Source organism: Kitasatospora sp. HPM-01-4, from assembly GCF_051374625.1.
In the GTDB taxonomy this organism is placed as follows: Bacteria; Actinomycetota; Actinomycetes; order Streptomycetales; family Streptomycetaceae; genus Kitasatospora.
Genome location: NZ_JBPQGP010000005.1, coordinates 3,217,435 through 3,230,707, shown reverse-complemented (window position 1 = coordinate 3,230,707; position 13,273 = coordinate 3,217,435). Strand labels below are relative to the sequence as shown.

Annotated in this window: 14 protein-coding genes; 8 read left to right on the top strand and 6 right to left on the bottom strand. The window is 70.8% G+C overall.

What is annotated here, in order from left to right:
* The first annotated feature begins 232 nt into the window (after window positions 1–232).
* Both ACSMTC_RS13720 and ACSMTC_RS13715 read left to right on the top strand, forming a co-directional pair.
* Window positions 233–1,762 carry an RDD family protein gene (locus ACSMTC_RS13720; protein WP_436559970.1) on the top strand — a complete coding sequence of 510 codons (1,530 nt, stop codon included), beginning with the start codon at window positions 233–235 and terminating at the stop codon, window positions 1,760–1,762.
* Between the two features lie 83 nt (window positions 1,763–1,845).
* Window positions 1,846–2,601, top strand: coding sequence for an RDD family protein (locus ACSMTC_RS13715; protein WP_436559969.1), 756 nt, complete (start codon window positions 1,846–1,848; stop codon window positions 2,599–2,601).
* Between the two features lie 133 nt (window positions 2,602–2,734).
* Here the strand turns inward: ACSMTC_RS13715 and ACSMTC_RS13710 are convergent, their stop codons facing one another.
* From ACSMTC_RS13710 to ACSMTC_RS13695, 4 genes are all read right to left on the bottom strand, one after another.
* Complete coding sequence (locus ACSMTC_RS13710) at window positions 2,735–3,004, bottom strand: hypothetical protein (RefSeq protein WP_436559968.1); 270 nt, start codon at window positions 3,002–3,004, stop codon at window positions 2,735–2,737.
* Between the two features lie 173 nt (window positions 3,005–3,177).
* Window positions 3,178–3,795, bottom strand: a complete 618-nt coding sequence (locus ACSMTC_RS13705; RefSeq protein ID WP_436559967.1) for a hypothetical protein — start codon at window positions 3,793–3,795, stop codon at window positions 3,178–3,180.
* On the bottom strand, window positions 3,792–5,519 hold the full coding sequence (locus ACSMTC_RS13700) for an alpha/beta hydrolase (protein ID WP_436559966.1): 1,728 nt from the start codon (window positions 5,517–5,519) through the stop codon (window positions 3,792–3,794). The genes ACSMTC_RS13705 and ACSMTC_RS13700 overlap by 4 nt, the downstream gene beginning before the upstream one ends.
* On the bottom strand, window positions 5,519–5,917 hold the full coding sequence (locus tag ACSMTC_RS13695; RefSeq protein ID WP_436559965.1) for a hypothetical protein: 399 nt from the start codon (window positions 5,915–5,917) through the stop codon (window positions 5,519–5,521). The genes ACSMTC_RS13700 and ACSMTC_RS13695 overlap by 1 nt, the downstream gene beginning before the upstream one ends.
* A gap of 172 nt (window positions 5,918–6,089) precedes the next feature.
* Between ACSMTC_RS13695 and ACSMTC_RS13690 the strand changes: the two genes are divergently transcribed.
* The 4 genes from ACSMTC_RS13690 to ACSMTC_RS13675 all read left to right on the top strand — a co-directional run bounded on the left by ACSMTC_RS13690 (window position 6,090) and on the right by ACSMTC_RS13675 (window position 10,567).
* Window positions 6,090–6,797 (top strand): endonuclease V, encoded by a 708-nt coding sequence (locus tag ACSMTC_RS13690; protein ID WP_436559964.1) that lies wholly within the window; start codon window positions 6,090–6,092, stop codon window positions 6,795–6,797.
* A gap of 285 nt (window positions 6,798–7,082) precedes the next feature.
* On the top strand, window positions 7,083–7,568 hold the full coding sequence (locus tag ACSMTC_RS13685) for a hypothetical protein (RefSeq protein ID WP_436559963.1): 486 nt from the start codon (window positions 7,083–7,085) through the stop codon (window positions 7,566–7,568).
* Window positions 7,569–7,640: 72 nt separating this feature from the next.
* Window positions 7,641–9,077, top strand: a complete 1,437-nt coding sequence (locus ACSMTC_RS13680; RefSeq protein WP_436559962.1) for a WXG100 family type VII secretion target — start codon at window positions 7,641–7,643, stop codon at window positions 9,075–9,077.
* Window positions 9,078–9,166: 89 nt separating this feature from the next.
* Window positions 9,167–10,567 (top strand): S8 family serine peptidase, encoded by a 1,401-nt coding sequence (locus ACSMTC_RS13675; protein WP_436559961.1) that lies wholly within the window; start codon window positions 9,167–9,169, stop codon window positions 10,565–10,567.
* 207 nt (window positions 10,568–10,774) lie between these two features.
* On the opposite strand, the gene ACSMTC_RS13670 is transcribed toward ACSMTC_RS13675, so the two are convergent.
* Window positions 10,775–11,017, bottom strand: a complete 243-nt coding sequence (locus ACSMTC_RS13670) for a DUF397 domain-containing protein (protein ID WP_436559960.1) — start codon at window positions 11,015–11,017, stop codon at window positions 10,775–10,777.
* Entirely contained in the window at window positions 10,984–11,835 is an 852-nt protein-coding gene (locus ACSMTC_RS13665; protein ID WP_436559959.1) for a helix-turn-helix domain-containing protein, read from the bottom strand. The genes ACSMTC_RS13670 and ACSMTC_RS13665 overlap by 34 nt, the downstream gene beginning before the upstream one ends.
* A 123-nt stretch (window positions 11,836–11,958) precedes the next feature.
* On the opposite strand from ACSMTC_RS13665, the gene ACSMTC_RS13660 reads away from it, so the two are divergent.
* The gene (locus ACSMTC_RS13660; protein ID WP_436559958.1) at window positions 11,959–12,543 is read left to right on the top strand and encodes an ATP-binding protein; all 585 of its coding nucleotides are present in this window, start codon (window positions 11,959–11,961) and stop codon (window positions 12,541–12,543) included.
* Between the two features lie 208 nt (window positions 12,544–12,751).
* Window positions 12,752–13,060 carry a hypothetical protein gene (locus ACSMTC_RS13655; RefSeq protein ID WP_436559957.1) on the top strand — a complete coding sequence of 103 codons (309 nt, stop codon included), beginning with the start codon at window positions 12,752–12,754 and terminating at the stop codon, window positions 13,058–13,060.
* The last annotated feature ends 213 nt before the right edge of the window (window positions 13,061–13,273 follow it).

The window sequence follows — 13,273 nt, the reverse complement described above, 5'->3', positions numbered from 1 at the left end:
TTCCAACTGCCCGCCGTCGCGGCGCGGAGGTACTACCCTTTGTGACTGCCTGACGACTGTCCGCCGCACGCCGCGGCGGCTCGTCCGAGCCTGCCCTGCGCTGCTGCGCCGATGTCCCAGCGGCACCTTCTGCTCCGCTGTGCTACCGCCCGCAGCCTGCCTGCCCTTAGTGCTCCTGCCCGCAGTCCTCTGCTCCGCCGTCCCCCCGGCGCTGCAACGAAAGAAGAACCACATGACGGACCGGCCCTTCGTCGGCGGCGCGGACACCGCCGTCGACCCGACGCCGGGCTACTACCCCGACCCCTCCATTCCGGGTTTCGTCCGCTACTGGGGTGGAGCGGCCTGGGTGCCCGGCACCAGCAGGCCCGCACCCGAGCCGGGAGAGGTCCTGGAACCCCCGCGCTTCGCCGCCCGCCAGGCAGTGCCGCCCGCCGCGCGCCACGTACCGCCGCCGACGCCCTCCCCGGCTCCGGCTTCGACCCCGGCTCCGACTCCGGCTTCGGTTGCGGCGATGGGTTCCGCCGTCGTGGCCGCGGTGGGTGAGACCGGGCCGCTGTTCTTCGACCAGACCTCCGGTGGGGCCTCCTTCGTGCTGGCGCCCGAGGCGGAGCAGGTGCTGGAACAGCGGACTCCCACCTCCGGCCCCGGCCCTGCCCCGGCTTCGGTTGCGGCGGTGGGTTCCGCCGTCGTGGCCGCGGTGGGTGAGACCGGGCCGCTGTTCTTCGACCAGACCTCCGGCGGGGCCTCCTTCGTGCTGGCACCCGAGGCGGAGCAGGAGCCGGAGCGGCGGACGCGTGCGACGGCCGAACCCACGGTGACCTTGTCCGCTCCAGAGCCGGCTACCGGGCCGGTGGCGCCGTCCGAACCGCTGTCGCAGTCGCGGCCCGAGGCGGAACCCGAGCCGGACGGGGTGTCCGGTGCGCCGTCCGAACCGCTTCCGCGGAGCCGGAGCGCCGAGGCCGGGGAGCACCGGGCGGGCGACAGCGCCGGGCGCGGCGCGGCGGAGGCGGCGAAGTCAGGGGACGCGCCGCGCCGGGTGTCCTGGGACGCGGTCCCCGCCTGGTCGAAGCCGGACGAGGCGCCCGCACCCGCACCCGTCCCGGCGCCGGCAGCGGCGTCCCCGGCCGTTCCGGCGCATAGGCCGCAGCCGGCGCTCCCCGTGCTCACCGCGCCGCGCGAGACCGGCGCCCGCCGGCCGACTGAGCGCCCGGCGCGCCAGGCGGGTCCAGCGCGCCAGACGAGTCCGGCGCGCCCAGTAGAGCGACCACGCCCGGCCGTCCCGGTGGGCCTGGGGCGCAGGCTGGCCGCCCGGCTGTTCGACAGCGCGGTGATCGCGCTGGTCGCGGTGGCCGCCGGGGTGCCGTTGCTCTCCTCGGCCATGGCCCACGTCCACGACCGGTTGCAGCACGCCCAGCTCGTCGCCAGGGCGACGCACCGCGCGGTGGACGTCTGGCTGCTCGACGCCGTGGTGCTCGGCAAGGCCGGGGTGCTGCTCGCGCTGCTGGTGCTGGCGGGGCTGCTGTACGAGGTGCTCCCGACGGCCCGGACCGGTCAGACCCCGGGCAAGCGGCTGCTGGGAGTCAGGGTGGTCCGCGCGGCGGGCCCGGCCGGCCCGCCCGCGCTCGGCCGCTCACTGCTCCGATGGGTCGTCAGCCAGCTCTGCGTACTCACGGTGGTCGGTCTGCTGCCGCCGCTCCTCGACCCGGCCGCACGGCGGGGCTGGCAGGACCGCGCCGCCCGTACCAGGGTGGTGCGCTCCTGAAGGGCGGTCACCATCCGGTCCGATACCGCAAAACGGGCTAAATGTCCCAACATCCTAGGAATGATGATGTTCTACTCGGATTCATGAGCAGCCACGACCCCGCAGGCCAGGAGTCGGAGGGTGGCGGCCAGCCCTCCTCCGACAAGCAGCAGCCCCCGGCGGAGGGCACGCCCGGAGCCCCGTCGGAGCCGTACGGCGCGCCCCCGCCGCCTCCACCGCCTCCGCCGGGAGCGGGGGCGCCCGGCGCGGGACCGAACGGCGCACCGCCGCCCCCGCCGCCCGGCGGCCCGTACGAGACCCCGGGCGGTTACGGCGCTCCGCCGCCCGGCTACGGTTCGCAGTACGGTGCCCCGCCGCCCGGCTACGGTGCTCCGTACCCGCCCGGCCCCGGCGCCGCTCCCGGTCCGCTGCCCGGGATGCCGCCGCTCGGCAGCTGGCCCAACCGGATCCTCGCCAAGCTGATCGACTACATCGGGATCCAGATCATCGCCGGGTTGATCGTGCTGCCGTTCGCCAACCTGGGCAACCAGGACGGCTATGTCGGCGCGACCTGGCTCGGGTACGCGATGTACCTGGTCTACGAGGGCGTGATGCTCAGCCGGGACGGCCAGACGGTCGGCAAGAAGCTGATGAAGCTGCGGGTCGCGATGCTCGCCGACGGGAGCGTCCCGACCGGCGCCGCCGCATGGACCAGGTCGGCGGTCTTCGTGGTGCCGGCGCTGGTCTGCTGCGGGCTGCTCTGGTGGCCGGTCAACGGTCTGTTCGGGGTGTTCGACAAGCCGTACCGGCAGTGCATCCACGACAAGGCGGCCAAGACGGTGGTCGTCTCGACCGCCTGACCGCGGCGGTCGGACACAGGCCGTGGCCACCGGGAGCCGAGCCCGGGGGCCACGGCCCGAGTGTTCCCCGCCCGGCCCGGTGCCGTCAGCGCTGGCGGGCGTCGGCACCGGCAGGCGTCGGCGCCGGCGGGTGTCAGCGCTGACGGGCGTACTCGGGTGCGGCGGGCCGTGTGGCCCGCCGCGGCTCGGGGCCGGGGCGGTCGGCGGCCGGGCGGGCGGCCGGCCGACGCCGGTCCGCCGCCATCAGCAGGACCGTGACCAGCACACCGAGCGCCACCGCGACGATGACCAGTGCCGTGACGGCAGGCACCCCCGTCGCCCCCGACACGGCGAGCAGCACCACGGTGGTGACGACGATGATCAGGGTGCCGGTGCAGAACTGGACAGGTGTGGGGCGCGGCATGGCGGTCAGTCCTTAGCGCGGGATTCGGCTCCGAGGGCGTACATCCGAGGTTCGTACAGCAGCTCTACCCCGCACCTCGGCCCGGTAAGTAGAGCCCGATCGGGCAAGTGCGGGGCACACAGGGGCGCACGGGCTCACCGTCGGATCCCGGCCGTGCCGCCCGGGACGACGGCTCAACCGGACCAGTAAGGGTCCGTCACCGAGGCGCAGCCGCGGCTGCCGTCACCGCCGTGCCCGAACGGGTGGGTCTCGATGCCGCCCGCTCCGCCGGGGGCCTCGACATCGGCCACCGAGCTCTCCAGCCGCACGCACCCGGTGGCGGCGTCCAGCCACCACAGCCGCGTCGTGTGGCCGGGGGCCCGCAGGACGAGTTCCTGGTCACGGCGTTCGACCTGGTGACCGCCTTCGGTCCAGCGCCGGGCCACCTGGTCCAGCAGGGTGCGATAGCGGGCAGCCGAGACCCGGGTCCTGACCCAGCGGATGCCCTGGAGCTCGGCCCGGCCGGTGGGATGGCAGCCCTGGGTACCGCAGAGCCCGGAGAGGACGGGAAAGGCGGTGTAGGCCGGGTCGGTCCACTGGACCGGGGGCTGCACGGCCGCCAAGGTCTCCCCGAAGAGGCTCTCCAGCCGGCCGTGAGCGACGTCGAGCGGCACTACGGCCGGTCGGTCGGTCACCGAGTCGTACACCACCGGGACGAGCGAACAGGAGCCGCAGAGCAGCAGTGCCCAGGCGGCGAGCAGCGCGGTGAGAACGTTCCCCGGCCGCGCACCGGGGCGCCGACGGGCCGTCACCGGCCGGGTGCCCGGGTGATCTGGTCGGGGTGGCCGCCGACGATCCTGCCGATGTTGGCCAGCGAGTCGCCGCCCTTCCCGTCCTTGCCGAAGTAGTTGCTGTGGGAGTCCGCCGGAGTGCCGGGGTCGACCCGGAACCGCCGGGCACCGAACTCCGCGCTCGCCGGATCCTGGCCGAACCACAGCCCGTGCCGGTCCACCTGGTGTCCCAGCCCGGCGGCGACGGGCCCGAGCACCGTGCCGGCACCCAGAGCGAGACCGGTGGCGGCGGCATCGGTCGCCGAGGGCAGCCGGCTCACCGGGTCCCATGACGCGGAACCGACGTAGACATGGTCGGCGCCGACGCTCAGCTGCGACGCGTGGCCGGCGCCGACACCGGGACTGCCGACCAGGACCACGTCGTCGGCCGGGAGGCGGCCGGGCCGCTGCGCAGCCTGGCCGACCAGCAGTGAGCCGTAGCTGTGCCCCACCGCGGTGACATGTGCGGGGGTGTCCCCCCGGTGGGTGGAGCGCAGCCCGGACAGGAACCGGTCGTACCCGGCCGCTCCGGCCACCGCGCGGTCCTTGGTGAGGACGGAGCCGCCGTCCAGCTGTGGTGCGTCGTAGCCGAGCCAGATCATCGAGGCGGTGCCGGTGGCTTCCTCGCCCGCGGCCTGGCGGATCCGCAGGGCGGTGGACGTGTCGCCGTCGGCCGTACCGGCGAGGGTGCTGTTGAGCCCGGGTACGAGGGCCGAGACATGCCGGGCGGTGTCGGGGTCTCCCCAGCTCAGGATGGTCCGGCCCTGGCCCTGGTCACTGAGGCCGATCAGCAGCAGCGGTGGATCACTGCCCGGCCCGCCGCCGTCCGGGAGCTCACCGGCGAGGCGCTTGCGGAGCCCCTCGAAGCCGTCGAGCTTCCGCTGGTCCGCCGGGGAGAGCGGGTGCGGCTTGCTCCGGTACGCGGCGAGGAGCCGGGGCAGCACGCTCCGGTTGGCCTGGTCGCGGGCGGCGCTGGGGATGCCGTCGCGGTTGCCGAGCAGCTCGGGGCGCTCCTTGATCAGCTTCTGCTGCTCGGCCAGGGTGAGGCTCTGCCACCAGTCGTGCACCTGGGCGGGCGAGGCGTCATCGGCCGGCCAGGCCGCGGTGGTGAGCTTGCGGCCGAGGCCGTTGATGCTGTCGAGGCGGGTGGTGGCGGCATCCCGGTTGATGCCGCAGCCGGAGCGCGCGCTCTCCGCCAACTGGTCGAGCAGCGCGGCGACTTGCCGGTCGGCGGCGTCGGCCTCGGCGATCGCGCCGGTGACCCTGGCCGCCAGGGCGCGCGCCCTGGCCTGCGCGGGGGCGCCGGGCGTGGCGCAGCCGGGGTCGCGCCGGTCCGCCTCGGCCGGTGGCGGGCAGTCGATCGAGCCGTCGTCGGCGACGGAGAACCCGGCGGCAGTCGCCTCGCCGACCGCCTCCAGCAGCTTGGCCTGGGCGAGTTCGAAGGCTTCGGCGGCATCGCGCAGCAGGATCCCCATCCCCCGCATCGCGGTGTGGGACCCGTCGAGGCGTCCGTCGGTCCGCTCCAGCGCCTTGGTCGCCGCCGCGGCCGCCGAACCGGACCAGTTGGCGCCGTGGCAGATCCAGCGGACGGCCTCCTTGACGACCTCGTGGTGCGCCTCGTTCGCCCGGCCGAGCGCGTCGTAGGCGTCGGCCGCCGGGCCGAGCCCGGCCGGGCGGGCGTCGCGCAGTGCGGTGAAGTCGACCATCAGCGTGCTCCGTTGGAGGTGGATGTGGGTGTGCTTGTGCTTGTGCTCGCGGGTGCGGGTGCGGGTGCGGGTGCGGGTACTGGTACTGGTACTGGCGCGCCCGTGTAGAACAGGGCGCCGTGGATCTCGGCGTCGGTGGCGGTGTAGTTGCCGGCGGTGGCGATCATGTTGGTGCCGTTGGCGTCGACTTCGGCGGCCAGCGCGCGCAGGCACTCCTCCCAGGCCCGGGTGCAACGGGTGAGGGCCTCCTGGGTGCGCCAGCCGCGCAGCCCGGCGGCCGCCTCCTCGGACGGCCCCTGGACGCGGACGATCTCGCCGGGCATGGCGGCCGCGACCTCCCGGCTGTGCCGGCCGACCTTGGCCAGGCCGTGCGGGTCCACTCTGATGGCACCGCTCATCGCTCTCCCTCGTGGCCCGACATCGCTCCGGCAGGCCGCAGTTGGGTCATCTGCGCACAACCTTACTGAGTGTGGGCAGGTGATTGCGCCGGGTCGCCGATGGTCGGGGGTCGGCCGGCATTTCGATACGGTGGGGTTCGAGTGGTGTCAGGTGTTCAGGGGGAGCCGAGCCGTGTCCAACAGCGTTGATCCGCCCGCCGGGTGGCCCGTTACCGAGGCCGAGGCGCTGGCCGAGCAGGAGCGGCTGCGAGGGCTGGTCGACGCCGGGCCGTGCGGTCCCGCACTCGCCGGGATCTCGCTGGTGGCCGGTGTCGACGTCGCGTACGACGACGAACGGGACGTGGTGGCCGCCGCGGCCGTCCTGCTCGACCGCACCACCCTGGAGGTGGTGGAGGAGTCCACCGCGGTCGGCCGGATCAGCTTCCCGTACCTCCCCGGACTCCTGGCCTTCCGCGAACTGCCGACCGTACTCGCGGCCTTGGCGGGCCTCGCGCAGACCCCCGACCTGGTCGTCTGCGACGGCTACGGCCTCGCACACCCGCGCCGCCTCGGCCTCGCCAGCCACCTCGGGGTACTCAGCGGCCTGCGCACGATCGGCGTCGCCAAGACCCCGTTCACCTTCACCTACGAGCAGCCCGGCCCCGACCGGGGCGCGTGGACGCCGCTGCACGACGCCGCCGACGGCGAGGAGGTGGGCCGGGCACTCCGCATCCGCCGCGGCGTGAAGCCGGTCTTCGTCTCCGTCGGGCACCGCATCGCCCTCGCCGAAGCCGCCGATCTGACCCTGGAACTGGCACCCGCGTACCGCCTGCCCGAAACCACTCGGAAGGCTGACTCGCTGTGCCGCCGCGCGCTTGCCACCGCGGTGGAAGGCCGTTGACGGACTCGTCGGCGATTCGTCGTCGGCATCCTTCCGGCATCCCGCCGGTCCCGGCGGGGTATGGGGTGGGCGGTGCCCTTGACGAGTGGGGTCAGGTGGGCGACGCAGGTCTCAGGTCCCGGTTGCGCGGCGGCGTTCTGACGGTCTCTGGCATGTGTTAGACATGAGGGTCAGCGTCGGGTTGTAGTGCGTATCGGCGGATCGTTCGGTCGGTGCCGTGCCGACGATGCTGGCGGTACGGGAGATGCTGAAGGTGCACAGGGTGTACGGGGGAGGTACGAGGTCGTGAGCACAGGAACCGGTTCGACCGGGGGCGCCGGAGCCGGCTACCGCGTGGAGGTGGACAACCTGCGGGCTTTCGCCTCTCAGGTGCGGGGGCTGCTGGGCGAGTTCGAGGCGAGTGCGAGTGGCAACCGCGCGCATGGGCAGAGCGGGGTGGGGGCGGGCGCGTTCGGGAACTTCGCTGAGGCGCAGGCGCTGCACGCCAAATACGAGTACATGCGCGACGGCCTCCGTGACGTACTCAACGTCATCCAGGACGCGATCGACGACGCCCAGCGGAAGGCTGACCTCACCGCCAACAACTATGAGGAGCAGGAGCAGGAGACCTCCCGCAGCCTCAGGGTGAACAGCGATGGCTGGTCGGTCGGCAGCGCCTCCGCACCTGTCAGCCAGGCTGGGTACACCTCCAGAGCTGCTTCGACCGGTGCAACCAAAACTCCTGCGGGCGGCCCCTCGGCGGGCAGCAGCGAGCCGCACCCGACGTGGTAGGCGAGCGCGTGTTGAGGGTGGCCGAAGCGGTGCAGCGACGGGGATCAGGACGGGGACAGGAGGCGTCCGAGCATGAGTGACGCGAACACGAACTTCAGCGGGTACAGCCACGGCGACCTGCGGCGCATGGTCCAGTCCATGGACTCCGGTGCGGTTATGGCCGCCAGTGATCCGTGGCGCAAGGCCGCCGCCACTCTCAAGCAGATCCGAACCGCTCTCAACACCGCTGCGGGCGATGCCACGCACTCGTGGGAGGGCGCGACCAGCGACGCCTTCTACGGGAAGATGACCAAGTTGGCCAACAGCGTCAATAACGTTGCCGCCTACGCCAACGATGCCGCGGTCGAGCTTCAGGGGATCTCCGAGGCCATTGACCAGGCCAAGCGCGACATGCCCGAGGAGCCAGACTTCCTGGACAAGGTCGGCGACTCCATCGGCGACGCCGCCAAGTCGATGGTGGGCGAGAAGACTACGCCCATCGCTGACGAGCGGAAGGCGCAGGCTGTTGCTGTCATGGAGACGCTGGCGGTTAAGTATCGTGCTAGCACAGCCGCTTTGAAGACGCCGCGGGCTGGCAATATTGATGACCCGACGGATATCCCGCCGCCGGGAGATTCGAGTGGCGCTGAGGCTATCAGTGGTCTGATTGTCGGTGCTGGTCTGGGTCTCGCAAGTGCTGGCAGCAGCGCCGAAACTGCCCACCCGAGTAGCCGAGAGACGGCCTCGTGGTCCTCCGGTCAAACCCCACCGCCTCCGAAGCCGGTTGTGGTTGCGCCGACCGATCCCGGCGTTTGGGGAGGTACTGCCAATCCGGCTCGTCGCCCGCAATCGCCTGGAAACACCGGTCCTGGTACCGGGATTGACGGTGGTGTAGTCACCCCCAAGCCTGGAAAGGTCGGAGGTGGACCGACCATCGGCGGGGGCGGGAACGGTGGCACTGGCACCGGCACACTCCCGGGTACGGGGGCCTACCAGCCCGTGGCTGGCAGCGGAGGAGTTCCCGGTAGCGCCAAGGGCGGCTTGACCGGCGGCGGTCCTGCGTCGAGCCGTGGCGGCCTCGGCATCGGTGGCGGTCGCGGTGCGATGCGTGCGGGAGGCGCGTTCGGGGCCGACGGTATGGGCGGCGCCGAAGGCGGAGCCGGCGGGGCTGCGGGTGGTGGCCGTTCGGGCCCGGGGCTGGGGCAGCGTCCTGGCGGGGCAGCGGGTGAGGCCGGGGCCGGTGGGGCTGGGCGGCGCTCGTCCACCGCGGGCGGTTCGGGCCTTGGTCAAGGCCGTGCGCAGGCCGGGAAGGCCGGCGCCGGTATGCAGGCTGGGCAGGCCGGGAAGGCCGGCGCCGGTGCGCAGGCCGAGCAGGCTGGGAAGGCCAACGCCGGTGCGCACGGGATGCCCGGTGCGGCCGGGAAGGGCAGCAAGAAGGAGAAGAAGGGCAAGGACCGTCCGTCCTACCTGGTGGAGGACGAGGAAACCTGGAAGTCGGGGGAGAAATCCAACCCGAACGTGGTGGAATGATTCCCTGCCAGCAGGGCAGTCGGACCTGACCGGCCGTCCCGCAGATCGTCTCTGCGGGACGGCCGCTTCGATGAGTGGGGTGACGTGGCTTGACGACCAGCCGACCGATGCGCGGTGTGGCCGCGCTTGCAGCGGGAGCCCTGCTCTGGGGTCTGAGCGCTGCACCGGCCAGTGCAGACACCATCCGTGACGAGCAGTGGGCCCTCGTGAACTACGAGGCTGTGACTAAGGTCTGGCCCATCAGCCAGGGCGAGAACGTAGTGGTCGCTGTCATCGACGGTGGGGTGTCGGCCACTCACCAGGACCTCGTGGGGCAGGTTCTCCCTGGGAAGGACTTCACGGATGGGAAGGGTGACGGAACTGCCGACCAGTATGGTCACGGTACGGGAATGGCCAGTCTTATTGCTGCGCATGGGCACGGAGACAATGCCGGAGTTATCGGTTTGGCGCCTAAAGCAAAAATCCTTCCCGTAAAGATCGGCGTTACGCCTTCCGATGATCCAGTCGCGGCGGATGACACGCTTCCGCAGGCTTTGCGATTTGCAGTTGATCACGGGGCCAAGGTGATCAACATGTCTATCACCGGCTTTTCGAGCGCGGAAGATCGTGCAGCCGTCAAGTATGCCACCGACAAGGATGTTGTCCTGGTGAGCGGCGCCGGAAACCTGGGGAATCACGATTCCCCTGTGGGATATCCGGCGGCATTCCCTGGAGTGGTGGCTGTCGGTGCTATCGACAAGCAGGGGAATATCTGGAACAAGTCGAACCGGGGGCCGGAGGTCACGCTGGCGGCCCCTGGTGTTGGAATTCGTTCGGCTGGAAATAATTCTGCGACTGATTATCGCGCCGCCGATGGAACCTCCGATGCCACGGCTTATGTCTCTGCCATCGCGGCGCTTATTCGGTCCAAGTACCCGAGCCTGTCGGCTGGCCAGGTGATCAACCGCATGATTAAGACTGCGGTGGCGCCGCCCGACGGCTCGAAGGTTCCCAACAACAGCTACGGCTACGGGATTGCGTCGCCTTCGAAGGCGTTGGCGCCCAATCCGGAGGTCGACAACGGGCCGAAGGAAAACCCGCTGCTGAACCGGGTTGAGGCGCACCCCATTGACGCCGGCGCATCGTCGTCGACAGCCCCGTCGTCCGGAGCGAGCAAGGACAGCGGGCAGGCCCAGGCCGCTCCCGAGAAGAAGGACAGCAAGAGCTCGCTGGTGCTCTTCGCGGGCATCGGTGTGGTCGCGCTGCTGGTGATCGGTGGCGTGGTGCTGCTCGTGGTGCGTCGTGGCCGTGGATCCGGTGGCCCTGGGGGCTCGGGTGGGCCGGGCGGGCCCGGAGGTTACGTGCCGCCGGGTGGGCAGCCGCCGTACGGGGGTGGGCAGCAGCAGTACCCGCCGTACCAGCAGCAGGTGCCGCCAGCGGGTGGTGCCGGGCAGCCGCCGCAGTACTACCAGCCGCAGCCGCCGTCGGGTTCGGAGAACCCGTATCGCTGATCCGCTCACGGGTGGTGCCCCATCCGTGGACATGAACGGCCCTTCGGATAGGGATGGCTCGTCCATCGCCCGTCCGAGGGGCCGTCACGTTCTTCTGTGTCGGCGGGCTGGGTGGCTCGCCGGCTCGCAGGAAATGGCTGTGCGGTTACCGGGCGATACGGCAGCCCCGGGCGATCACCCGGGGCTGCCGCTGAGCCAGGGATCGCCTCATCGCCAACTGTCCGGGAAGTCCCCCATCTTGACCCCGGCGACGAACGCTGACCACGTCTCGGCCGGGAAGACCAACGCAGGCCCGTCGGGGTCCTTGGAGTCACGGACTGGAGTCACACCGGGAAGGCCGTCGGCCACCTCGACGCAGTCGCCTTGTCCATTGCTGTACGAACTCTTGCGCCACCTGATGGCGGGTATCCGGTGCTTCACCTGTACTCCTCTGCGACTTTCCTCAGCCATGAGACCGACCTCTCCGGTTGGACCGATGACGCCATGAGTCGAAGGAACGTCTCCTCATGGCGGACGACTTCGGACTTCCGCTCGGTGTAGATGCTGCTCGTCGTGACCTCGGAATAGGCCACGCTTCCATGGGCGTCGCTGAACGACAGGACGGAGAACGACGCTCCCATGGCAGCATGCGCGCCAGCGGAGAACGGGAGCACCTGGATGGTGATGTTGGCTCTCGTCTCGGCGATGTCGGCCAGGTGGTCGAGTTGGGCGCGCATGGTGGAAGGATCACCGACCTGCCGCCTTATGACGGCCTCTCCGATGATGGCCCAGAGCTGCGGCGGTTCGCGCCGGTCGAGGACCTGCTGCCGCTCCATGCGAAGTGCTACGCGGCGTTCGATGTCGTCTGCCGACTCCGTGGGGTTCATGGCCCGGATGACCTGCCGGGCGTAGCTTTCCGTCTGGAGCAGCCCCGGCACCAGTTCGCACTGGAAGGTCACGATCTTTGTTGCGTCGGCCTCAAGTCCGATGTACGCACGGAACCAGTCGGGCAGTGCATCGCCGTAGGCGTGCCACCAGCCTTGTTGGCGACTCTGTCGAGTGAGGCTGATGAACTGCTTCACTTCGGTGGGGTCGTCCACACCGTAGTGCCCCAGCAGCTTTGCCGCATCACGGTCCTGTAGCGGCACGCTCCCGCTCTCGATGCGGCTCAGCTTGGAAGCGGACCAACCCAGTGCGGCGGCAACGTCCTTGGCGCTCGCGCCGCGCGACATGCGCAACTTTCCCAGCTCTGCACCGAGCCTACGCCGCAGCACGGTTGGGCTGTCCACCCGCCACTCTCCCCGGTAGGTCACGTCGGTACACAGTCTGCCACTCCTGCCCAGGTGCTTAACCGTCACTCGTTCGTGCAATTGCATGACGCATGCACTTGCACAGTGACTCTATGGCAGAGCATGCTGCCGAACGTAGTCAACTGCCAACTCAGCGTGATGGCGGCGGCTCGCCGTCGGGCATCCCCATGCCCGATTCCGTTCGCCACCAAGGCTGTTGGCTCGCTCAGGCTCACGTTCACCGACCATGTCCAGAGGGAATCTGCCATGCCCGAAGCACTGGAGAGACCGTCCGCCGCACCCAACGAGTACTCGTGCTATCTGCCGCGCCACCGAAAGTCGGGAGGCGCCGCCCGGAGGCTGCTTCGGGACTTCCTGGCCGGCCGCGCCGACGGAGAACGGTTCGTGGAGGTCGGCGAGTTGGTCTTGACCGAGCTGGTCAACAACGCCGTCCAGCATGCCTGCACACCGCCGGGCCGACTGCTCATGGTCCGCTTCGAGCTGTGGCTGCAAGAGCTGAGGATCGAAGTGCATGACGCGAGCAGTACGCACCCGACCGTGCGGGCGGTGGGTCCCGACGACGAGCGCGGCCGAGGGCTCTGGCTGGTCGAGCAGCTGACGACCGGCTGGGGTTGCCGCTCGCGCGTGGGTGGGATCGGCAAGCTCGTCTGGGCGGCCATCGCGCCGTCGGGCTCGACTGCGGAATGAGCGAGGTCAGCCAGTGGATGGCGCATCGTCAACTGACCGCGACGAATGGTCGATGTATTCACTCGGGAACGTCCGACCGGACCGATCGGCGGATGTTTCCGAGACCGGGTGTCCGGATGGCGGCAGTTCATGTGCGGCACGAGGTCCGGCAGGGTGATGGAGCGGCGGCGGCCCGTCCCGACCGTACTGCGAAGGCGGCGGCCCGGTGATGCGCAAGCGCAAGGCGGTCGGGTCCGGTGGCAGTGGGCCCGTGGTGGTCGAGATCGAGGACGTGTGCGGTCCGGCAACGTTCGATCGCCTCCCGGTTGCGCTGTCGGCGCTCTGGGACTCGCTGCGCTTGCTGCCGCTGGACGCGGTGCAGTCGGACGCGTTCCGGCACTTCCTCACCCGTCCCGAAGCGGTCGAGCAGGTGAGGGAGTTCATCCGGCGCGACGGTCGGCTCGTCCTCGCATTCGACATGAACGGTCGCTCGCACTACGTGCGGATCCGCCCGGCCGACAAGGTGAAGCCCCGCTGACCCCGACGTGTTCCGAATCGGCCATGCCCGGCGGTATGGGGGAGTGCAGTCGCTCCGAACAGTCCACGCCCCGTGAGCGGCCGAGCCACCGCAGCGCGTGCCCGGCGGGCCGGAGGGGCACACGGGTGAGGTCCGGATCCCCGGCACGGGCCTCCGGCGCGAAGGGCTGAGTGCGACACGGTCCGTAGCCCATCGTCCAGCTGTCGACTGAGC